The following is a 21,534-nucleotide window of genomic DNA, read 5'->3' as shown; positions in this document are numbered from 1 at the left end:
GGGAGGCAAAAGTACCGCGAATCAGCCGGGCAAACGTTGCCGGCTAGCGTGGTGAAAAATCGCGGGCATAAAAAAACCCTGAATCTTGCGATTCAGGGTTTTCGGTATTTGGTGCCAGAGACGGAATCGAACTTTTGTCTTTGGGTCACGTATTTATTGGCCTTAAGAGATGTGGGATAAAGAATCTACTCACAAATCTACTCTCTTTTTAATACGTTGCCCTAATTCACCAGCAGATGAGTGGGCACGATCAGCGAAGTGATTTAAGCGTGGCGCGTCCGACGAATGGTCTCGTCCAAGTAGATCTCACGCTCTGAGATCGATCCGAAAGTAAGTGGGCTTCAGAAATCATTGAGCCAAAGACACAAAAGCCCCGCTGTTGGCAGGGCCTTGAGTTAAACGTGAAATCACAATGTGTTTGGAGGGGGAGTCATCGAGGACGGGTTAATTGGCGCTATGTTATAGCGCTCAGGCTGAACGGCTCCCGATTTCACTAGGCGATCATAACGATCGTTGATTGCTGAAAGGCGCTGGGACCTCTCTCCCGAACGGATTGCCGACTCACGTTCAATCGCTTCAGCTGTACGGTTTGCAAGCGTCGTCATGGCATCCCTCCTTCACTGGTTATGTGTAGTGAAGCATAAAAGCAGATCGTTGGCGTTCTGCATGCTCTGTGATCAGTTCTGAATAAACGCGCAGATTCTGCCTCAGTTCCTGATCGTCAGTATAGTCTTCGATCTTCAGCTTCAGACCACCGGTTAACGTATTGATTCCGATCATTCTGCCGTGCGAATGCCAACGATTGTTATCGCTGAGATCTTTTGCAATCTGCTCGGCGCGGGCTTCTTTTTGTGCTTCGGAAACGGCCGTTCCCGGATTGGTACAACCGTGGACGGTCCAGTCTTTGAATTTATACTTTACAAGCCAAAGTTTGAGCAGGCTGACAGAGAGGTCTCTAGCTTGTTCATAGCGACGAAGGGTCGCGAGGTCTTGACGCTGTAGCATCATAAATTCTGCATCTGTGAGGCAGCCTGCGGCGGACTTTTCGATAAGTTGGTTAACTTTGTCGATGTAACCAAGAGCCGGGACAAGTTGCCCATCTGCTAAGGGAACTTGTGGGTCAATGGGACCAAGGGACGAGGTGTAGTCCATGAAAATTTTGTCGCCCGACATGCAAAAAATTGTCCCGGCAGACATTGCGGCGGTAGGTACCACGAAAAAGACTTCATTGAAGTAATGACGGGTCACCTCAACCATTTTCTCAACAGCTTCTACCACCCCACCTGGGGTCGCTATGACAATGCATATTCGATTTGGGTTTGCCGTATTGTCACGATGCCGTACGAGCTCTTCAATCGCATTTACATATGCACTTTGAACCGCGGGGTGAATTGGGCCGGAATATGCTAGCAAGGAGCAGCCAAAATGCTCCGCAATCAAACCTCTATAATGGCTTAAGGCTAAGAGAATGTGATTATCAAGACTTGGCATATTCGATCCCTGAGACCTCTCTACTCGACGATTCAAGTGACGTTTTCGCTAAAGCCACCTTAGCTGGTGTTTTGAGGTCTCGCCATTTTGATCCCCTGCTTTTTAACCACCCCGCATCAGGGTAGTGGTCATTCATGGGGTATGCTTCGCAAACGATCGTTCGAGCATCAATCTGGGGTTGGTTTTCAAAAACGACTTCGTTCGATGCTCTTTCATGGGTGTTTTCGCATCCACGTGTTAGCGATCAGGTAATGGATACTCTTACCCTATGTTTAAGCGATCGGGCTGGTGGGGGTATCGTATTTCGGCTTTGGTGATTTCAGGTCCAGCCGACATCATTACCGCCTCCAGTTACCAGAGGCAGAACTTTTCGCGGAATGGGCAGGTGTTGCTACGATTGCAACACCTCGACCAGAACAAACTCAGAGTTGGAAATGAGCCTGGCCTCCCAATTCGTTATGGTAAGTACGTTAGTTGTTTTGAGTATTATCGACCTAGAAAATTTAGAACCCATTGCGGTATCTCTAGCTCATCAGGGGCTCATCCCTGTCAGTTAACTCGAAGACTGCAACAATGACCAGCCATAGCTAGACCTTGGTGGCGTGTCTTACGCCGAACTTCTTAAGCTTGAGGAATCTGACTATTAGTCCAGATGTTCTGGGGGAGCGATAGAATTGAAGCTCAGTCGGTCAACTTCAAGCACAAAAAAATGTGGTTAGGGGACCGTTTGATTCTTGAAAAGAACGACTGGCTGTAGAGGAATTAGTTAAGCTTGTTCCTGCTTAACGATTCGGAAAACGGGAACTTGTACGAGCGGAAAAATGACTGGGTCGACCCCAGCACGAATGCTGAGAGAGTATGCCTGTTCTCGGATGTAAGGAATGAGAATTACTGGAGCATTGTTCTCGGCAAAATTGTTTATGTGCTCGATCGGGAACTTTTCTTCATCGACTTCGAAATGGCCCGCAATCTTGATGCGCATTTCATAAGGTCGGTCAACTGCACCCGACTCTGGCTCTATGTTCATTTCTAACCTGACGGAAATTATTTTTTCTTCAGGGTCATATTCTGAACGTGAAACTGTAAGAGAGAAATCTCTTGGAAAGTCTTTATCTACGAAAGACTCTCGATCCAACGTCTTAATGTATAGTTCATCTACAGTAATGTTGGAAAGCTGTATGGCGTGCCGATCCATGGACATTCCTTAATGCTCAGGCAGCTTGGCAGAGCATGCCAGCACTAAAGGCACCAACTGCGCCTAAATAGGCGGAGTTGGCGGCTACGTTAGTATGGGCTGTCATGTCTTGCGAAGATGAACCTGTGTTAAAACAAAGGGTAGATTTGCGTTCGAATGATGCCGTAAAGCTTTTCAGGCTTGTGTCGGGAGACTCGAAGACAAAACTTATTTCTTGATGGTGGCTAGTGTCGATTGAACTGCACGCCGAAACAAAAGCTGCAATGTCTCCTTTCGAATGTTCCATGCCGAGTGCGAACATTTCTTTCGCTGGCATAGCTTCAAATTTCGCAAAAGTTTTATCTAATGCTTCCGTGAATTTTTTCGATCTCGATAAGCCAAATACATTTTTCATAACATCACTCACTCATTTAGTGATATTCATAATGCTGATAACATCAGTATCGCGAATCGCAAAACAGCTATGATTGCCTAAGTAAGGAATAAGAGGATCTCCCAACGGCGGACAACCTTGCGACTTGAAAATCACTTTGAACCTCGTTTCAAGGTTCTCTTCAAGGTCAAGGATAAAAGCTTCAATAAAACCATGAATCTCCTCCTGACACTTACTCAAATTGACGCCTATCCAGTCCTCATCTTTTTGAAATCCAAACATTTCTGCGAGTTTTCGCCTCAAAAGCGACCAGAGCCTGAATGTCATCTCAGGATCATCGAGAGGGAGTACTTCGTCTTCCTCCACGCTAATCTCCACTTCAACTATAGCTAGAGATTTATCCTTGTCTCGTGCATAGAGACCTCCTTTTTCCACTTTCGTTGCCCATGCCCTAGCAAGACGCCTTGCCAGATCAAGACATTCGTCCGTTTCAGCCACGGCAGTCCAAAAGTAAGCGCCGACACCTATGCGTCCGGGCTTGGCAACAAAACCCGATTCTCGAATCGATTCTGCTCGAGAAAGGCTAGTGCCATGAGTACCCCAGACCATGAATTTTCTAGCTTCGGGCTCAATTTCTAATGCTGCTGCCATTGCCACTCCTTGGTCACAGCCTAACAGTCAAATCGACAAATTTCGGAAATAATAAATGAAGGAGTCGATAGAAAAAAATGCTGATAAAAAGCGAAAAAAAGCCGCCAAAGGCAGCTGATGGCGGAAGACTATCATGTCACCCGATGGAGCTCAATGAGCATCCTTCAATTGTCAGCAAGTCCATAGCCGACAGGGTGTTGACGAATTTTGAAGCATTCGGTTCGTCAGATCTAAATCTATGATTTGGCTAACATTTATAGATTCGATTTTATAAGGGATTGCCGTCTTGCAAGTGCCCTACAGTCAGCGTAATCGACAAAAGTGGAAAAGCAAATTCGTGCTCGCTGAGCATACGTTTCAAAGCAACTATGGGGTATTCCTAATGCCAAGGAAGTTTGCTGTTGCCACGGCGACGCGCGTCAATGTGCGCTGGGATCTACTGATTTTTGTGTCTACTAGGGCCTGTTCGAGAGCAGGGAGTTACCCAGAGCCATAGTCTCCAGCCACGGCACTAAGCCCCTAAGAGCTGAGATGTGCGCAGTTGCTGAGCCACGGTCAAAGCGGCCCGGTGTTTCACCACCCCATCCCGCTGGCGTTGGGCCGGCGATTGAACGAGCAGTTACCTTGACGGCCAACTCTGGAATTTTTGACGAGGCTTGTGCTGGCCAAGCTGCGCGAATGCCCGCAAAGCCTTGATCTGCGTGGCTTTCAGCGTCCAAACCGCTGGTTTCGCCGGATAAATCCGTCAAGACCTGTCTAAAATTCCGTCAAGACTGGTCATGGATTATCGGGTCGTTTTTCTAGGTGCGACTGGGGGCCAGCTATTACTCAGATCGCCCTCGTAGGCTTCTTCCAGGTTCTGGACGTTGTAGCTACCCGGCCGGCTGTTCGATTTGCTGCGGCTCTTGCTGGCTGTGACTCCGGGCCTGAGTGGGTCAGCCTGTCGCTGCGCAGGCTGTCCAATGCCTGTCCAGAATCCTGGGGATCGTTACGCTTTGCCCAAGCTACCGGAGACGGTCAGCTCAGCAATACCCTGGCGAATGTACACCAGGTTCTCGTCGAGAGTTTCCAGCGCGACGCGTACGTTGTTGGCAATGCCCGCCGATCCGCGCTGCTCGACCCAGTTTGAAAGCTCCTCCACCGCGGCGCTCAGGGCGAGTTGATTTTGATTGAGGCGGTCGAACAGGCTGGCAATCAGTGTGGTATTCGTCATGGTAGCTCTCCTTGTTTCGACAGAGCGTAGCACCGGCGGCGTGAATGCCCGGGATCACCTTTACGTGGTCTGCGTCTGCCGGCGGAAAAGTGTCCTGGCGATGTGATACGGGATTTCCCCGCATCTAATGCGTGAGCCCCGCGCGCATTGGCCGCTGCGGGTTCTCAGGCGGCCACGCTCGCCGAATCCGTCTCATGCCTGTCTCACATTCTCCAGCGATTCGGTAAAAGCCGGGTAAAAGGGGGAGAGGCGAAGGGCTGCGTTCGTCTGGGGTCTGTCAGGGGCATCTGCGGCCACGGTGCGCTTGTTTGACGGGCTGGTCACACGATAAGCCTCAGACGCCCACCCGGCGTGGTTTTGGTCTGATGCCTGTCTCACATTCCGTCAAAGCGTCGTCAAAGTGCGCCTGGATTCGTCCAGTCCGTGTATGGCGCAATCGGCTCAATCTTCTCCGATAGAACGGGCTCCTTGCCATCTAGGAGTGATTGGATAAGCTTGCCTTTTGATACACGTCGCACACAGAACAATCTGTCGGCGCCGGAATGGCAAGCGGCCCACATCGCCTCGCCTCCGAAATCGAATACCACCAGACACTTTGCTCGCTTCCACACCTCACGTGGTTTCAGCCAAACGCATAAGTGATGGCCCACGTAATTTTGCACTACCAGGTCGCCCAGGCTCTGCCCTGAATGAAGTTGATATGTGGGTTTTCCGTCCGGCCAAACGTCGGATCTACGGTAAAACATTAGGCTCCGTCCGTCCCCGCGTATGATTACGTTATTCGTCCTAGGGCCTGTGGTGGGTTGAACGAACATCAAGTCTGCGACGAAGTTCGCCTGGGGATTTGGCAGGGCCTCCTGAATCGTTATCTGACTGCGAAACTTTTCTGCATTCACAATCCACACCATCCGCTCGCCATAAAAAGCTTCCCTGCTTTCCATTTCCTCAATGCTCATAGGCGAGTTCTGCAGTTCGATCACCGTCCCGTCTGGCCGCTTCACGTCCGCGATATGTTTCTCGCCCTTGGCGTCGTGGGCAACGACTTCCTGCCATTCAAATGGAAACAGTGCTTTCCAGGCGCGGTGCCATGGGCCTTCATTCTCCATCCACGGGTCGCAGTGCCTCCGGCCAGCGTGAGCCCAGTGCCACCGAATGATCTGCCCGCATTTTGCCTGTGCGGGTCGTCCGCACAGTGAACACTCGCCTTTCAGGCCTGGCGCTGGCGCTGCGCGCGCCCCATTCACAAGCGCTACTTCCATGGATGGCATGACCGTCTCCCTTTTGATGCGAATCAATGTAGCTGAATACGCCTTAGCGGGCTTATTCATGGGGTGTTTCGCCAGCGGGGAGAACGTTCACGCCGTCCTGAAGAGCTATATGCCGTTCGATGTGCCGGTTTCCAGCAGAAACCACTGTTTTTGGTGGAAACCTCAGTGGAAACCTTCGACGACCACAACTCTCGATAGCGGGGATACCTGGGTGTCAGCCCGGGGGTTTACCACTTCGTCGCGAAAGGTCGGCATGGGCACGGTGGTTCGCGCGCAATGGTGGTTGCGAACCAGGTGCGAACCATCGCTGCGAACTGACGAACGCGCGTGCCATAGTGCGGGCGGCTCACAGGCTTAGCCGCCTATGGAAGCCATTTGTTAAATCATGATCTCAAGGAAGGTACGCATGTTCGCGGGCGCTAACGTTGGTGAAGTCTATAAAAAAACCTTTGAGCTGCTTTCAGAAGAGAATGATCGAGGTGCGGTTCTGCTGAGCGGAGTAATAACAGACGGCATTTTGGATGAGATGATCAAAGCGCGACTCATTGGCCTACCTCACACTCGCAAGGGAAAGCTCAAATTCCAATATGCCGCAAAGATAGACCTAGCGTTCTCCCTGGGTTTGATTTCGTTGGAAATGCTGACGCTGCTGCATAGTCTGCGTGATGCAAGAAATACCTTTGCTCACCAGGTGGTGAATAGTCTCAACGACGCTGCTATCGCTGGAGCTATCAAATCGGTGTTCGATGCGGTACCGAGCCTTTATGACGGTTTCATGAGTAGCTGGATTGCAAATTTGCAAGCCACTCTAAGAGGCGCGGGCGTTGTGGACGAAACAGTAATCGCCAGCGTCTCTCCCGGCGACAGGGCCAGATTTAACAATTATTTGGCACTCGTTGCAGCTCGGCTTCATGAAGCGTCAGTCAACATCAAAAAGCTAAGTTTTACGGGAATTTAGTTTTGCTCGGCACCCTCCACCGAGGGTGCTGGCGGCTGGCAGGGCCAGGTTGCGTACTGATCGTGCGTACCGGACTGCGTACCTGCGCCTGGAGTCTCGCTCCCACAGGGATCACGTGCGCTTCTGGGTGCGTGAAGATCGTGCGTGAAGCCGTGCGCGAAAGCTACTTGATGCCGCACTGACGGAGAGCGGTCTCGAGAGACTCGTCGAGAGCATATTCTCCAGTCGTGGAGGCGGCTTGGTTTAAGCCAACGGTGCGATAGATAACTGTTTTTCCGGCTCGCATCTCCTTGAGAATTGAATGAGCCTTTTCGCCCGTTGCGGCGGTGAATGGGGACATGGATCGCGCGGTGGCTTCCATAACCGTCTTGTAGGCGTTCTCGACTATTTGCTGCTGTTGCGGGTCTTTCGGTGCGTAGGCTTGCATAGCTTTCAGTTGGCCCTCTGGCACGTAATCCAGCGGGGTCTCGCTGGTGCTGATCGTCCACGAATTGTTCTGATCAATTCTCAGCTGGACGTCTCCCACAGGGATCAGGAAGCGGCCTCCACTTTTAATGCCTACTCGGAGATCACCACTTACCGATTCGATGTACGGGTAGTACTGATTGCTGACGGTGTATATCCCGTGCCTTGTGTAATAGGCGCCCACGGTCACTGCGCAGCTCGATTTGTCAGTGAATTGATCAGTGTTGCGAACGGTCACCCATTCGACGGCGGGGCCGGTCGCGCAGCCAGACGTTAGCAGGGCGAGCAGTAGGACGGGAGCGAGCTTCACTTTCACATTCCTTGTATGAGGAGGTGGGACGGCTGGCAATATAGCAGCCGAACGTGCTGTCCGGCGGCGCCGCTCATTGTCTTTGCTCACGGAATATCCCCCTGACGTAGACGCAGGGGCAGGTACGGATGCGAGTGGTCACCAATGGTGGTCACCGCGACTGGTAACCACCCAGGGTATCCGCGCCGGATCTACCCAAACCGTGGATACCAGCGCGGATACCGACCGATCTGGGCAGCGCCAGCGAATTAGTAAAACTTAACGTTCTGTCGACTCAAAAGCCTGACAAAACCTGACATTGGACCGTGGCGAATGCTTGAACTCAGCAGGTTGTAAAAAGTTGGCTACCTCTGGTCCATAGCCCATCACTAAGTGGCTAAAGTGACGGGCACCGGGATACCATAGATCGACACTGCGGGCGGAGAGCGGCTCGAATTAAGCGATGACGACCGCATCGACAATAGGAAGCCAGGCTTTGAATTCTGCTCCGGTAGCAATCCGTCGAAATCCGAAAGGTGTAGCCATGAGAAGGGCGTTGTCGAGGTTCTCTGGGGCGGGGGCCTGGTCCCACAGTCCATGCTCTTCCACCTCCGCAACGAGGGCGGCGAACTGTTCCGCGCTTTCTAGGCCGACTATTAAAATCTCAAAACCTATCTGGTCCACATCTGAAATGAGCGCAGGTGGAGCATCCATGCCAGGTCTGACATAGGCCGTCACAATCTTCCCGCCAAGATGCTCGTTAATCCGTTTCTGTCGCTCGTAGGCCGCATCTACTTGTGGGCCAGGCGCGTCGCTAGATATGGAGAACCTCCCATCCTCGGTCAATTCGATTTTCCACGGCATAGGCGGGTTGTCGCTGAATCTACCTATGATGGTTCGAGCGGGACGAAATGACTCTGCTGTTTTCTGCTGAAAGGCTTGAAGGAGTTCAAAGAAGAACATCGCGATCTGGAACGCGACTTCTACCTCGGCGTTAGACACGAGTATCGGACGACCACCGTTTCTTCGCCTCACCCGAAGACCTTCTTGAGCCAAAATGTAATCCGCATGCGCCATTGCGTTTCTGATGTCGTCACGAAAAGTGATCTCTAAAAGCCTCGCCAGGCTGGTCATCCCTATTTCAGTCGCAACCAGTGCTAGATGCCGAAACATCGCGTTAGCGTTAGGGCCGATTATGGCTCTGGGTTCTGGACGCACTCGAACGAGCTTTTGAAACGGCCAGAGGTTATAAGCCTTTAACTGAGGGATCTGCATGGTGTTCAACAAGCCCTCGTACACCCCGCCCGCCTCGGCAAGATGCGCGTAGAGGCATAGTACTTGGCGAAGTTCAGGCCTAGTAAGCGGTGCGCCCTTCGAACCAAGCACTTTCAGTTCATCAAAGACCTCGACAGCAGTTGCGATCGTGTTCCAGCCGGCATCTTGAACGCCCCGGAACTCAGCGAACAGAGCAGCTGCGGTGTCGATCTCATTAATTTTTCGCGCATATTCAAACAAGTAGGTGAACTGGGTGTTCAGTTCCCGAAGATAGGCTTGAGCTTCCATACTTTTTCACCTCTAACTGAATTTTTGGGCTAATAGGAGTAGGTGAAATGGTTACTTTTAGTGGTTGCCGGTAGTGGTTACCACGTTGTGCGAAACAGACCATATGGTCTCAGTGAGATCATATGGTCTGTTTGACTCATTGTTAAATTGAACTGGGCCGAATATCTGCCCCGTTCTGGGTGCCGGAAACTCTGAACTTTTGCACTTCCCCGGCGCCAATCTCGGTTGCAGCCTCCTTAACTGGCTGGCCGATCTGCAGAGCACACAAACCGTTACCGTCTTCATCGCCTGCGATGCCAACGATGTGACGGCCTGGTTTGAGCTTGAAAGTAACGACCTCTCCGGTGTTGATTCGAGCCGCTTTGCGGCCATCAACCAACACGGTTGCGTAACATCCTCCCGATGCCCAAAAGCCATTGTCACGGCTCACCACAAGGTTAGCGCCACCTGGCACATCGGCCTGATAGGCAAAGGTCCTGTCGGCTGGCACTACCTTGGCAGAGGCCCGGTCTACTGGCGTGCTCGAACATCCGGTGATTAGGGATAGAAGGGCTAGAGCAGCTGCAATCCTGTACATAGAAACTCCTGTGGTATGGCCAGCACTGTAGCACTGGCCTAATCGGGGTTACATCTGGTCTTCAGCGCAAATGGCGGCACTGATTATTGCCCCGCCCCATCGCCGCTTGCCGATGCACAGCGGCACGGGGTTGCCCGACGCGGTTGTGTTCTTGGCACTACCAAACGCATAGCCAGGCGTGTTCTCCGGCGCCGCGCTGGTTTTGAGCCCTTTTGCGGTCGGACTGAGCATTTGGATCACGCCTCCCGCTGCAAGCGCAATACCCGGAGCAAGCGTTGCGCCATTAGTGAAAGGGCTGGCAATGATCAACGCAACGCCAATGATCGTCTGCAATATCCCGGCGCGCTTACTGCCCTCGATCACTGGCGCAATTATGATGTCTCCGGCCCCCTGATGCCTGAGCTCAGATTCGCCGATGTTTTTCTTGCCGAGGAACACCGCGAATACAAGACCCCGCGATCTGGCGTTGGAAAGGAACCGCTCGAAGCCTGGAATCTGCACGCAAAGCGCCTTGATTGCCTCTGCGGGAGTGCGTACAGCTAACGGATAGGATTTTCCAAACTGCCGCAAATGCCCATAGAGCTTTACGGTTCTGATCGGCTGGTAATGAATGGCGCTCATGCTTTGTCCTCTGCGTAGATCGATGCGGAAATGATCATGCCGCCCCAGCGGCGATCGCCAATGCAGATCGGCACAGGGTTCCCGCTGGCCGTAGTGTTCTTGGCGCTGCCGAAGGCGTAGGACGGGGCATTCTCTGGGGAAGAGCTTTGCTTGAGACCTGATGCCTGCGGACTGAGCATCTGTATGACGCCGCCAGCGACCATTGCTATGCCTGGTGCCAACGTCGCACCATTGGTGAAAGGGCTCGCAATAATAAGCGCGATACCAACAATGGTCTGCAACAGGCCGGCGCGCTTACTGCCGGCTATCACCGGTACTATGCGAATCTCCGCGGCGCCACCCATTGCGAGTTCTTTGCCCCCGATATTTCGGCGGTTCCGAAAAACCGCAAATTCGAGACCTTTCCTTTTCGCGTCAGTGAGGTATTTCGCAAACCCTGGATGGTTAACGTCGACCGCCTTAACTGCTTCGCGCACGTCCCCGGTAGAAAGCTCGAAAAAGTGCTCGCGGCCAAACAGCTTTCCAGCTGATCCACCGAGCAGTACTCGGGTTTTGTCTCCGTAATCAATTGCCATTGCCATGCTTTACCCCTGGGCGCCGTGGGCGCTGTGTTTAGGAATTTCCATACCGAGCTGGCCTGCGAGGATCATGCGCGCGGCCGTGGCATCGTTTCGGATCGCTATTTCTCGCTTTACGTCTGGATTCCAGGCCGAGCAGTGCGACGACTGATAGGCCCGGGCGCCGCGGTACTCGATGCGCATGAGTTCGGCCGATATCCTGGCCTCCTCTTCAGTGAAGAAAGGTCCTTCGATTTCAACCCTTGCACCGTCCCTGACGTGTTGGACGGTCCACACGACATACCATCCGATCATGCCGGGGTCGGTGGTGAAATCCGTGGCCTTACACGCTTCTGCGAAGCGTATGTGGTGTGACATGTGTTGCCTCCTTCGACGCCTTGGCGCCATTGATGGGCTGATGCCCGATGGTGTTGCTCTGTGTCGCGACACAATTTGTTGATTCGCGAAACGTGTCGCGGAATAGATCTGTCACTTACCAACGATGCTCAGGGTGGGCGGGAGCTTCGGCCCGAACGGCGCTCCAGGGGCGAATGGGTCGGGGAGCTGGTCTTCTGGGCACTCCCTGATGAACCGGATCATGGCGGCGTGACAGGCCCGGTACAGCGGGCCCCCAGCCCCCCATTCGGTGTATTTACGGTCGGCGCTGTCCTCCAGTTCGGAGAGGTAAGCCACTCCGCGAAGGCTGGTGTCGCCGTCCGCGCCGGCCTGTTGGCGATTTACCGGGTTGACGCTCAGCAAGTCGCACATCCGGTCGAAGCCCAGCGCCAGCGCCAGCCCCTCACGGTCGAACATGAGTGATTGGCCAAACCCAGCAAGTGCGCTCCGAGCTCCACTGCGGGTGGCCTCCTTGTGTTCGCGGGCCTGCTCCTCCAGTTCCGCAATGGCTTGCCGGGTGAAGGGGAGGAATGCTTTCAACTTGCCAGCCTGCCGGCGAAGGGCTCGCCGCTCACTGCGGATAACGTCGAGCTGGTCAGCAATGGCGCGGCAGATCCGCCGGGTGGTGACGAGCTGCGTGGCGGCGCTGATGCCGGGTTTCATACCGATGTTGCACAAGCGGGTGATAAGGCTGGGCGTCATTGGTGCGCCTCCATAGGTGTGGCGTCGTAGCTGGCGCGCAGTTGAGCTCCAGCCGTGCAATGGCGGCCGGTGGGCGCGTAGCAGCTTCGACAAACCATGAAGTGGTTGAGGTATTGGTCGCGAGCCTGTCGCCACTCAGGCGTGGCAGTGACGGCGCTTGCGTGCGGGCTTGTGATGAGCCGGGGAGTTCGCTCGACAGGGTTGGCCAGCACCAGGCGTGGGCGAGGCCGACTATCCATCTTTGGCGTGTAGGTACTGGCAATGGCCGGCGGCATGTGATCGAGCAAGCCGGAAAGGAGACTCATGGCGTCACCTCTGCCTGATCGCTGTTAATCCAATGTTCCTGTGATTTCAAAAACACCGGCAACAGCGGCAACAATGGCAACAGCCCCGTAAGCCGTGGCCTCCAGGCGTTGCCGATGCTGCCAAACTGTTGCCACCAGTTTTTTACCGGCAACAGTGATAACCAAATGAAAGGAGAGTGCGGGTCTCTTATGTTGAAAATGAGGTGTGTGTTGCCAGTTGTTGCCACTTTTTTTACAGGGTGGCAACGGCTGTAAGCCACGCCCCACAAGGCCGTTGCCGGTGTTGCCACTGTTGCCAGTGATTCTAGGTTCCTGTGAACTTGGGCAATCTGGATTGCTGGTTTTTGAGTGACGTTCATACGCCACCGCCTTCACGATCCATGATGTCTGGGTCGATCACATAGAGACGCGCCTGGCCACCACCAGGGAGTCGGTAGTTTTTGGTTTTACGCTCGTTGTCACGGCGTGCGAGGACGTTAGCGCCTTCCAGAGCTTTGATGATGCGAGACAGGCCATAACCGTGCGCCGCCTCGATGAGCGCCGGCTTGTTGAACAGGTACAGGCGGTTGGTGCCCACCAGCTCCCAGTAACCGGCCCGGTTGAACACTTTGGTGTCAGGCGTTTGATCGTCGACATCTGAAAATCGGCTGCTACCGTGGCGGTCGATAAAGTCCAGGATGCCGGCCAGGATCTCTCGATCTTCGGCATTGCCGCTGCCTACCCTGCTGAGCCATTCGCCGTAGAGCAAACGGCAGTCAGCGAGAGCGGTGCCCGGTACCCATGGGAGCAGGCCGTAGGCGATGGCCATCTCGCCGGCAAGCGCGATCACGGCGAACCGATCAGCCACCCGGCCGGCCTGGGCGTTGTCTTCCACAAAGCTGGCGCGTACCCCTGCGAAATCTTCCAGCAGGCCGGCCCGGTCATCGCTCTCGAGCAGCTTCTCGACAAAGGCAGGCCCAAGGTGGCCGTGGTGGGCGCCGACCGCCACGGTGAGCTGCCGGTGAAAGTCCGCTCCCTCAAGCCCGTGCAATTCGTCGAAGGCCCGGTGTGTGCGGGTACCGGCGTTCACGTCGACCATGCGCAACTCGGCGCCAGCGTGTGCGGCATTGCCGGATATGGCGGCGTGTTCAGAGAGTGAGCGCTCGCCGCTGGAGAGTGTCAGCAGGCGCCAGCTCAATTTGGCACGGCCTTCACGCTCACGGGTCATGGTGCCTTTACCCTGGCCGTTGGCGAGGGAGTACGCCATTTCCTGTACGCGCTTGGGATCAGCACGCTTGATCTCATCCAGGGGGAGGATGGTGTCATTGCGGCTTGATGCTTCGATCTCCAGGCCGCCCTTGGTCATGTCCCAACTGGCGGCGAACACGCCCGGGTCTCCCCATACCGACGAGCCGATCAGTTGCGCCAATGACTTGCCGCTTGAGCTGTCGCCCACCAGGTGAACACCACCACCCAGCACGCCCACCAAACTCAGCAATGGGCCAGCCAGCGAGCAGCCGATCGCCAGAGTCAGCACCGGGTTGCCCGCGCACTTGGCGGCCACCTCCGATTGCCACAGCGCGAGCTCGCCGCGCCGGCTGAAAAGTACCTGGGCCTTGTTGCTGGCCTGGTACCGCACATTGGTGCTGCCGATGGTTCGCCCAGGCAGCACGAAAGCGCCCGACTCATGCCAGCCTGGCCGGCTGGTGGTGGCAAACACTTCTGCAGGATGCTGGTCGAGCAGGTACTCCATGAACGTGCCGCGTTTCTTGAGGGCGATAATGACGCCCATCCCGAACAAGGCGCGCCGGGCGTCCTCGCCGCTGCCGCCGAACACCTCCATGGCGATGATCCATTCCTTGATGCCGCCCTCGGTGACCAAGCGCAGCAATCGGCCTTCGCTGCCATCGTCGCTGTTGGTGGTGCGGGCGACGACTGTGACGGGGCTGGAGATCCACTCATCGGTGATAGGCCGGTCGCCGGTATCGCCCTCGGCGTCGTCCTGATCAGCGGCGGCGCGCTTGAAGCTGTGCCAGTAAACACCCGGGCGCAGCTTGCGGCCCTTCTCATTGATCACCCAGTGCTCGTACACCGCCCAGCAGGGGCGATCTGGCGCAATAGTCGCGGCGTCCGGCCGAAGGTTGATCACGTTGGTATCAGGCTTGGACATGGGCGAGTTTCCAGTTGGCGAGGTCGTTGAAGTCGGTGAGGTCATCGGGCGCGCCTTCCGGCCACTCGGGGAAAGCCACTTGGCCACCCACGGCCGCCGCCGCTGCGTTTGCCGCTGAGCGCCCCGGGTTTCCATCGGTGAGCCGGTCGTCGTCGCCGGCAATGACGATTGCCTGGCCCGGGTAGCGAGCGCGAAGAGCCATCGCCGCCGGGAGCAAGTTGCCCGCGTTCATGGCAGCGGCAACGACATAGCCGCCGTGCTGGTGGAGGCTAGCGGCCGTCGCCCACCCTTCGCAGATGCAAAGCACAGAACCTGGCTCGATGATGCCCAGCGGTGAATAGGTGCCCTTGATCCGGCCGCCGAACAGGAAGCGCTTGTCGCCGTCCGGCCCGATCCTTTGCAGGTTGACCAAGCGCCCATCCAGGTACAGCGGGATCAGCAGGTCAGTGCCGCGCTGGCGCAGGCCGTAGGAGCGAACGGCCTTGGCTACCAGATACGGGTGGTCGGGTGAGGCGCGGCGCGCATTGCGCCACCAATGGTTGGCCTTCTCGGCGGCCTGCTGCTGGCGCCGGTGTTGTTCGGCTTCGCGCTGGCGCCGGGCCTGGTCAACTCGCTCGCGGATCTGGACCGCTTCGCGGGCGTCCACCGGTTCGCGACTACACCAGGTGCTGGCGCCGCCGGCTTTCCAACTGCCGAACGCGCCGGATGCGATGCCGTCCAGGTACAGCACATACCACCCATTGAGCGAGCCGGGCTTATCCTCCGGCACACGGAACCTGTGGATTGCACCGTCGGGCTCTGGCAGCCAGTCGAGAGGGCCATAGATGGCCTGGAGCGCATCACGGAATTGGATTGTTGCGTCTGTCATGCGGCCCCCTTCGGCGGGGTGAACCGCTTGGCCAAGTTCTCCAGTTTCTGAGTCAGGCGCTCCAGCTCATCGCAGTAGCGGCCTTGGTCGCCTTCCGAGATGCGCATCTCCAGGAAGCCCACCAGGGTTTCCACCAGCTGCACATACCTGGCGCTGTCGATATGAGCGCCTCTGGTGGGTGGCACACTGCTCCCCTTGCGCTTGATTGGGGTCACGTCACCCATGGCCAACCTCCCGGCGATCAGCGCCAGCAAAGGCCCGGCAAACTTGACCGTTGTTCACACCGTGCCAGCGGGTGATGTCGTCGATTGAGTCAACCAGACAGGCCGTCACCTGAGCGCCAGCACTACGCATAACAACGCGCCCGCACTGGGCGTCTGCCTCGGTCAAGAAGGGCCCAAGCAGCGCCTTGGGCACCTTCGGGTGGGTTACGAACCAAAGCTCGGCGGCTTTATTTTGGCAAGCCGATCCCATCGACGCAGATGCGCCGTTTTGAATTTTCATGCTTAACCTCTTAGTTCAGGGCGTCGGCGCTTCGCGTGAGTTCGTGGTGGCTTCGGGAAAAATGTGAGGCTGGTAATAAGGATCGAATTTGAACGCATCGGCTGGTTCATAGGGCGACCTCGCGGTATTGCTGATCGCCGCCCAGGTCGTCCGATCCAAATAGGGCTTGATTGACGGTCTTCCGGTTTTCCAGCATCAGATCGTGTTCATCATGCGTGCCGACGCCCGCCGCCACCCAGTCAGGCAGTTCCTTGCGGCGCCGCATCTCGTTCAAGTGCGTCCACCACCGGGTAGCGTGTGTGTGCTCGGCAGAAATCGCCTCGGTGACCTCGTTACTGCGCTGGTCCAGCAGGTAGTGCGGCAATGGTGCTGTCTTCTTCGCCTCGGCGTTCGCATCATCCAGCTCGTTTTCCATGCACTCACACCACTGGTAAACCTTGGTGTTCCAGTCGGTTATCTCGATAGTGCCCAACTGCGCGAAGGCGTGAGGCGTGCTGTCTTCGGGGAAGGTCTCGAGCATCAGCGTGAAGATTGCGCGCACGCTCTCGAGCGCACTGGTCACTTCGTACAGATCCTGGACGCCGGTCTCGGCTATTGCCTTGTAGGAGCGGCTCATAGCTCACCCCCGGCGTTCAGACCAGCGCGCCCGGACAGAGCGGCGGAAATTGCCTCGCGATTGCAGTCGGCGGTGTTGGCGCCGTCAGCGGCTAGATTCCATGCGACGTCTACCAGATTGCGGACGTGCTGACTCGCGCCCTTGTCTGCCAATGCGGCATAGAGAACGGCCTCAACCTTGCGCAGCGCGATCTGGGCGCTTTCGAGATCCTCAAGCGTGTCGTGGGCGATTTCTTGGATGGTGCGAGCGGGAGTATTCATTGCGCACCCTCGGCAGACTCCAGGGTACGAGCGATGGCCATGTGGGAGTTGTAACGGGCGAGGCGAACGGAGAGTGATGAGTTTGCTCGGAGGGCGCTCAGGGCCATGCGGCGGTGAGCAAATGCGCGAATCGCAGACGGATTTAGGGCGGGCATACGTGGAGCTCCTAACGTAAAGAGGGAGCTGCCACGTTCGTTACCAAGCGAATGGGTGGCAGCTGTGCGCAGGTTGGTAAACCGGGACGTTAGGAACCCGGCAGGCACGAATGCCTCCCACGCACAGCCGCCATAACACGTAACTGCGGGCACAAAAAAAGCGCCTGCAATCGTAATGGGGGCGCTGTTGCGCCTAACGTTCAGCGGGTTACCAAGCCCGATCGCTGAATTTGCAGCGACGGGCAAACCATACCGACGACCACGACTGCTTGCAACAAAAGTTATCGACCGTTTATCGCTGATCATGAGCATAGCTGTCATGCGGCATCACTCCGGAGGTGCTTGGCTGTCAGGCTTTGGACGTAGCGCAACAGGGATGCTTTACGGGCAGCGAAGTCTTTGCCCTGGCCTATCAACAGCACGTCGCGTATCTCGATTAGGGTGACCAGCACCAGCTCATGTGCGCTGAGTTGATCGCGATTGCGGCCTGCAAATTGTCCGGTGATTGCCTGGTTGATCAGCTTGGCTTCATTGATGAAGTGGTGACGCTGGGGAGTCTTGCCTCTCTCTTCGTGGGCGATCGCCAGCGCTTCACACAGGCCGCGATAGCCAATAGCCGACTGCTGGCGTGCCTGTTGCCAAGTGGCCTGGTCACCGCGTACCAGTGCGTCGATCTGCTCGTCGCACCAGATCTCAAAGTCCACTGAAAGCCACCGGGCGAACTTCACCGCCAGCTTGGGATGGAGCCATGTGCCGCTGGTGGAGGTGTTGCCGCGCCGGGTCTTCACCAGAGTAATGTGTGATTTCCCCACATTACTTTCCTCCATGCGTTCAGACAGTCGCTCGATGTATTCCTTGGTCGAGTCGAGGCGTAGCCATTGCGCAGGCTCTTTGCCGAAACGCTCGGCTATTTCTGTCGCGTGAAGCCAGCCGTCACCGTTGAACCGAACTGCCTGGCCTTCGTAGTCGAAGGGAATTATGCGGGCTGTCATGCCGCCACCTTCGCACCTGGTTCAGCGATCAGCGTGTAAACGGCAACACCGCGGTGGACGCGACCCCACTCGTCCGTCATCGTGATGCGGTTGGTGATGATCTTGTAGCCGGCATTGCGCAAGTCGCAGATACGGGCACCAGGACGGCAGATGTTCAGCTCGCGCATGATGGTGAACGTGTCAGCAGGCCCTTTACGAAGACGCGGAACAAGCCGTACTAGTTGGGCGTGGTTGCTGGTATCGTATAAGTGAGTTTTTTCTGGGCTGGCCTTATTGGGTTGGCCTTTTTTTTGGTCGTCCATTTATGCAGCCTCCACTCGCAGGGCGACCAAGGAGTCGCACCAGGCGATAACTTCTGCCTCGATCCAGACGGCGGACTTCGGCCCAAGCATCACTTGCTTAGGGAAGCGCCTCGCTGCAATGCGTCGATAAATCTCGGATGTGGAGAGGGTGGTCAGAGCCTTGACCTCACCCAGCTTTATGAAACGAAGTGGCCTCTCCTGTGGAGTTGAGGGTTGTTCGGCTTGCTTGCGGATTGGGTGGGTTGTGTTTGCCATGCTAGCGCCTCCTTGGGTGGCGTTGAGAACATGGGCATAGATTGGCTCTCGAATATTGGAGGGAATAGGTGAGGGGTTGCACTCAAGGGGTGAGGGGTTACCCCATCTAGGTTCGGATAAAGAACGTAAGCCTTGAATCGGAAGGCTTACAACGGGTCACCCCTTTTTTCGAGAATTACGGCTTGGAGCGCCGCCTTTTTTACGTGAAAGGATCGTCAGCGCTGTGGCAAACCGATCAATTTGAATTTCTGCCAGCTTCTCCACTCGTTTTTCCAGCCATCGCTTGACCTGCTCACGGAGCCCAATGCCTTTTTCGGCCACAGCATCAACGGAGCAATCATTGCTGAGCTCGCGGCAGCACTGAACCATGAGGCGCAACTCCGGTGGGGAGAATTCGTTATCGACACGCATTATCTCGGCCAGGGCCATCACTTCCTCTAGCCTCTCCTCCATGGACAGAAGAGACTCCGAGAGTTCTAGCCTGGTCCGACGTTCATCGCTTGATTCTCTTCGGAAGTTTTCAGCCTCTTCCATGAACTGCTGTGACCGTGCTTTCTCGATTGAAAGCTGTGCCTTGAGTTCAACGTTCTCCTGCTCTAAACGCTGCCTGCCAGTTAAAGCCTCGTCGAGTTTTTCGCTAGCAGTCTCCTCACCCTCACGGCGTAATTGGGCTTGCAGCGTTTTCAGAACGATCGGAGCGCTGCCAGAGAGGTGCGTTGGTGGTTCAAGCTTGGCTGCAGCAGAGCCGCCGAAGGCGATGGAGAGTCGTCCGTGATCGTTTGCAGGCTGGGCGAAACCAACAGCTAGCTCCGCTCGGGCTGTGACCTCGTCGACAAGGCTCTCAACCCATTTACGCCATACGACTATGTTATTGGCGGGTATCTGGCCGGAGCTAGTTGAAATAGTTGCTGCTGGTCTGCCGTTGCCAGCGGCTTCAAAATAGTCCGTCAGAGCGCCGTAAGTGATTTGGATATCTCTGTCGGATCTGCCCTTCGTAAAGACGCTAACGTGCAAGGGCTGAACCGTTTGATTTGATGGTGCCAATGTTTCGAGAGCAGCGGCGAGTTCGGATGCAAGTAAGCGAGGGTTGAGGTGATGGCCTGACACCCACCCAGGATAGATCCCGTCGAGCTTGATTCGCCCGAACGGTAATATCTGATCATCTCCATCGGCTCCCGCCATTTGACTAGCTCGCATAGTGTCCGCTGTATGAATATCCAGCCGTGACCAATATGTTAACCGCCCAAGACTTGAAAAAGGAGCCCTTGGTGCTCACTGGGAATGATTAATTAGAATTCAACGTCTCAAGCTCGCTTGATATTCACCACATTGGCGCCAGCGCACTGGGCGTCAATTGAGTCGGCCCAAGCCTGCATCATTTCCCGGCGCTGCTCTACATAGGCTGCGTGGTTGTAGGTACCGCGTATTTCGTCGGTATCGCCATGGGCAAGCTGTCGCTCTATCCAATCTTTGTTGTACCCGCGGCCATTTAGCTCGGTACTGAGCAAGTGCCGGAACCCGTGGCCGGTCTGACGTCCTTCGTAGCCCATGAGGCGAAGCGCTTTGTTGACGGTGTTTTCACTCATGGGGCGCTGAGGGTTGGCGCCTGCAAAAACTAGCTCATAGCGTCCAGTGACCTCTTGAAGCTGGCGCAGGATTGCAACAGCCTGACGGGGCAGGGGGACAACGTGAGGGCGGCGGGCTTTCATGCGTTCGGCTGGAATTGTCCAGGTTGCGCGCTCCAAGTCGAACTCTGCCCAGGGGGCTTGGCGAAGCTCGCCCGGTCGAACGGCCGTTAGCGTCAGCAGGCGGATGGCGTGCCGGGTAAGCGAATGGATATTCGCGGCTTCGCTCTTGGCCAACATTTCAGGGAGTTCAACAAAGGTGACGTGCGGATGATGGCGGGCAGCTTTCGGTGGTGCTGCTACCACGCTCAGATCCGTAGCTGGGTTGGCGTCAACGACGCCCTTGGCCAGTCCGTACCGAAATATCTGGTGTAGCCATTGACGGATCTTGCCAGCGGCATTGAGCGTGCCTCTTGCCTCTACCTTACGCACCAGCTCTACCAGATCGGGGCGGGTGATTGCTTTTACCGGGCGGGCGCCGATACCGGGAATCAAATCATTCTCCAGATACAGCTTGGCCTTGTAGGTAGTGCTTTCCGCCCAGCGGGGAGCATTGTAGGCAAACCACTCTCGCGCCAGTGTCTCGAAAGTCAGACCCTCGACCTTCTGTGCCTGCTTGGCCGTTTTCTTCTGCTCGCCTGGGTCAGTACCCTCAATTAGTAGCTGGCGCGCTCCATCGCGAAGCTGGCGGGCTTTCAGAAGGGTGACAGCAGGGTATGCGCCGAGCGCCAACATCTTCGCGCTGCCGTTGAATCGGTATCGATAGCGCCAAAGTTTGGAACCGGTCGTGGTTACTTCTAGACATAAGCCATTGGCGTCGGTCAGCCGGTACAGCTTGTCCTTCGGCTTGGCGGTGCGGATGGTGGTATCAGAGAGTGGCACGCAGCCTCCTTGCAGGCCGCACCAGGCGGGCATCTTGCCGCCATGGTGTGAGTAGATTTCTAGACCGAACTGGATCTACTCACGAATCTACTCACATATGTTTGGGCTTACAAGGGAACGGTTGGGAACCGTAGAAAGCAAAAAGCCCGCACTAGGCGGGCTTCTTGTGTGCTTTCAGGTGTGCTTGGCATCACCTGAAAACGAAAGGTGGTGCCCAGAGACGGAATCGAACCGCCGACACGGGGATTTTCAATCCCCTGCTCTACCGACTGAGCTATCTGGGCAACGGGGCGCATTAAACT

Annotated in this window: 26 protein-coding genes and 1 tRNA gene; 1 reads left to right on the top strand and 26 read right to left on the bottom strand. The window is 55.8% G+C overall.

What is annotated here, in order from left to right; all coding sequences use genetic code 11:
• Positions 1-624: 624 nt before the first annotated feature.
• The 6 genes from BLU01_RS11090 to BLU01_RS11070 all read right to left on the bottom strand — a co-directional run bounded on the left by BLU01_RS11090 (position 625) and on the right by BLU01_RS11070 (position 6,029).
• A complete protein-coding gene (locus BLU01_RS11090; RefSeq protein WP_092274780.1) occupies positions 625-1,491 on the bottom strand; it encodes an SDH family Clp fold serine proteinase in 867 nt (288 codons plus the stop codon).
• Between the two features lie 766 nt (positions 1,492-2,257).
• A complete protein-coding gene (locus BLU01_RS11085) occupies positions 2,258-2,686 on the bottom strand; it encodes a protein-export chaperone SecB (protein ID WP_092274776.1) in 429 nt (142 codons plus the stop codon).
• Positions 2,687-2,702: 16 nt separating this feature from the next.
• Positions 2,703-3,080: a hypothetical protein gene (locus BLU01_RS27560; RefSeq protein ID WP_157720158.1), complete on the bottom strand. Its 378-nt coding sequence runs from the start codon at positions 3,078-3,080 to the stop codon at positions 2,703-2,705.
• 12 nt (positions 3,081-3,092) lie between these two features.
• Entirely contained in the window at positions 3,093-3,710 is a 618-nt protein-coding gene (locus BLU01_RS11080; protein WP_092274772.1) for a hypothetical protein, read from the bottom strand.
• A gap of 988 nt (positions 3,711-4,698) precedes the next feature.
• Positions 4,699-4,923: a hypothetical protein gene (locus BLU01_RS11075; RefSeq protein ID WP_092274769.1), complete on the bottom strand. Its 225-nt coding sequence runs from the start codon at positions 4,921-4,923 to the stop codon at positions 4,699-4,701.
• A gap of 395 nt (positions 4,924-5,318) precedes the next feature.
• Entirely contained in the window at positions 5,319-6,029 is a 711-nt protein-coding gene (locus BLU01_RS11070) for a hypothetical protein (protein WP_092281572.1), read from the bottom strand.
• A 568-nt stretch (positions 6,030-6,597) separates the two neighbouring features.
• Between BLU01_RS11070 and BLU01_RS11065 the strand changes: the two genes are divergently transcribed.
• Positions 6,598-7,149 (top strand): hypothetical protein, encoded by a 552-nt coding sequence (locus tag BLU01_RS11065; protein WP_092274766.1) that lies wholly within the window; start codon positions 6,598-6,600, stop codon positions 7,147-7,149.
• Positions 7,150-7,312: 163 nt separating this feature from the next.
• Here the strand turns inward: BLU01_RS11065 and BLU01_RS11060 are convergent, their stop codons facing one another.
• From BLU01_RS11060 to BLU01_RS10965, 20 genes are all read right to left on the bottom strand, one after another.
• A complete protein-coding gene (locus tag BLU01_RS11060; RefSeq protein WP_092274763.1) occupies positions 7,313-7,924 on the bottom strand; it encodes a hypothetical protein in 612 nt (203 codons plus the stop codon).
• A 435-nt stretch (positions 7,925-8,359) separates the two neighbouring features.
• The gene (locus tag BLU01_RS11055) at positions 8,360-9,466 is read right to left on the bottom strand and encodes a hypothetical protein (RefSeq protein ID WP_092274760.1); all 1,107 of its coding nucleotides are present in this window, start codon (positions 9,464-9,466) and stop codon (positions 8,360-8,362) included.
• Between the two features lie 142 nt (positions 9,467-9,608).
• Positions 9,609-10,043, bottom strand: a complete 435-nt coding sequence (locus BLU01_RS11050) for a hypothetical protein (protein ID WP_092274757.1) — start codon at positions 10,041-10,043, stop codon at positions 9,609-9,611.
• 48 nt (positions 10,044-10,091) lie between these two features.
• Positions 10,092-10,664, bottom strand: a complete 573-nt coding sequence (locus BLU01_RS11045; RefSeq protein ID WP_092274754.1) for a tail assembly protein — start codon at positions 10,662-10,664, stop codon at positions 10,092-10,094.
• Complete coding sequence (locus tag BLU01_RS11040; RefSeq protein WP_092274751.1) at positions 10,661-11,245, bottom strand: tail assembly protein; 585 nt, start codon at positions 11,243-11,245, stop codon at positions 10,661-10,663. Before BLU01_RS11040 ends, BLU01_RS11045 begins: the two co-directional genes overlap by 4 nt.
• A gap of 3 nt (positions 11,246-11,248) precedes the next feature.
• Positions 11,249-11,599, bottom strand: coding sequence for a hypothetical protein (locus tag BLU01_RS11035; protein ID WP_092274748.1), 351 nt, complete (start codon positions 11,597-11,599; stop codon positions 11,249-11,251).
• 111 nt (positions 11,600-11,710) lie between these two features.
• A complete protein-coding gene (locus BLU01_RS11030; RefSeq protein ID WP_092274746.1) occupies positions 11,711-12,319 on the bottom strand; it encodes a hypothetical protein in 609 nt (202 codons plus the stop codon).
• A gap of 301 nt (positions 12,320-12,620) precedes the next feature.
• The gene (locus BLU01_RS27555; RefSeq protein ID WP_157720157.1) at positions 12,621-12,983 is read right to left on the bottom strand and encodes a hypothetical protein; all 363 of its coding nucleotides are present in this window, start codon (positions 12,981-12,983) and stop codon (positions 12,621-12,623) included.
• Positions 12,980-14,773: a DUF927 domain-containing protein gene (locus BLU01_RS11020; protein ID WP_092274740.1), complete on the bottom strand. Its 1,794-nt coding sequence runs from the start codon at positions 14,771-14,773 to the stop codon at positions 12,980-12,982. The genes BLU01_RS27555 and BLU01_RS11020 overlap by 4 nt, the downstream gene beginning before the upstream one ends.
• Positions 14,760-15,641 carry a toprim domain-containing protein gene (locus BLU01_RS11015; protein WP_092274737.1) on the bottom strand — a complete coding sequence of 294 codons (882 nt, stop codon included), beginning with the start codon at positions 15,639-15,641 and terminating at the stop codon, positions 14,760-14,762. Before BLU01_RS11015 ends, BLU01_RS11020 begins: the two co-directional genes overlap by 14 nt.
• Positions 15,638-15,865: a hypothetical protein gene (locus BLU01_RS11010; protein ID WP_092274734.1), complete on the bottom strand. Its 228-nt coding sequence runs from the start codon at positions 15,863-15,865 to the stop codon at positions 15,638-15,640. Before BLU01_RS11010 ends, BLU01_RS11015 begins: the two co-directional genes overlap by 4 nt.
• Positions 15,858-16,145, bottom strand: coding sequence for a hypothetical protein (locus tag BLU01_RS11005; RefSeq protein WP_092274731.1), 288 nt, complete (start codon positions 16,143-16,145; stop codon positions 15,858-15,860). Before BLU01_RS11005 ends, BLU01_RS11010 begins: the two co-directional genes overlap by 8 nt.
• A 106-nt stretch (positions 16,146-16,251) precedes the next feature.
• The gene (locus BLU01_RS11000) at positions 16,252-16,761 is read right to left on the bottom strand and encodes a hypothetical protein (protein WP_092274728.1); all 510 of its coding nucleotides are present in this window, start codon (positions 16,759-16,761) and stop codon (positions 16,252-16,254) included.
• The gene (locus BLU01_RS10995; protein ID WP_092274725.1) at positions 16,758-17,021 is read right to left on the bottom strand and encodes a hypothetical protein; all 264 of its coding nucleotides are present in this window, start codon (positions 17,019-17,021) and stop codon (positions 16,758-16,760) included. Before BLU01_RS10995 ends, BLU01_RS11000 begins: the two co-directional genes overlap by 4 nt.
• 472 nt (positions 17,022-17,493) lie before the next feature.
• Positions 17,494-18,168 (bottom strand): KilA-N domain-containing protein, encoded by a 675-nt coding sequence (locus tag BLU01_RS10990; RefSeq protein WP_092274723.1) that lies wholly within the window; start codon positions 18,166-18,168, stop codon positions 17,494-17,496.
• Positions 18,165-18,470, bottom strand: coding sequence for a helix-turn-helix domain-containing protein (locus tag BLU01_RS10985; RefSeq protein WP_092274720.1), 306 nt, complete (start codon positions 18,468-18,470; stop codon positions 18,165-18,167). Before BLU01_RS10985 ends, BLU01_RS10990 begins: the two co-directional genes overlap by 4 nt.
• Positions 18,471-18,725: an AlpA family phage regulatory protein gene (locus tag BLU01_RS10980; RefSeq protein WP_092274718.1), complete on the bottom strand. Its 255-nt coding sequence runs from the start codon at positions 18,723-18,725 to the stop codon at positions 18,471-18,473.
• Between the two features lie 156 nt (positions 18,726-18,881).
• Positions 18,882-19,907, bottom strand: coding sequence for a hypothetical protein (locus BLU01_RS10975; protein WP_092274715.1), 1,026 nt, complete (start codon positions 19,905-19,907; stop codon positions 18,882-18,884).
• 122 nt (positions 19,908-20,029) lie between these two features.
• On the bottom strand, positions 20,030-21,232 hold the full coding sequence (locus BLU01_RS10970; protein ID WP_092274712.1) for a tyrosine-type recombinase/integrase: 1,203 nt from the start codon (positions 21,230-21,232) through the stop codon (positions 20,030-20,032).
• A gap of 208 nt (positions 21,233-21,440) precedes the next feature.
• A tRNA-Phe gene (locus BLU01_RS10965) sits at positions 21,441-21,516 on the bottom strand.
• Positions 21,517-21,534 lie beyond the last annotated feature (18 nt).

The sequence above is a fragment of the Pseudomonas prosekii genome (assembly GCF_900105155.1).
In the GTDB taxonomy this organism is placed as follows: Bacteria; Pseudomonadota; Gammaproteobacteria; order Pseudomonadales; family Pseudomonadaceae; genus Aquipseudomonas; species Aquipseudomonas prosekii.
Note: the sequence above shows the minus strand (reverse complement) of the source record. Positions and strands in the feature narration are given on the sequence as shown.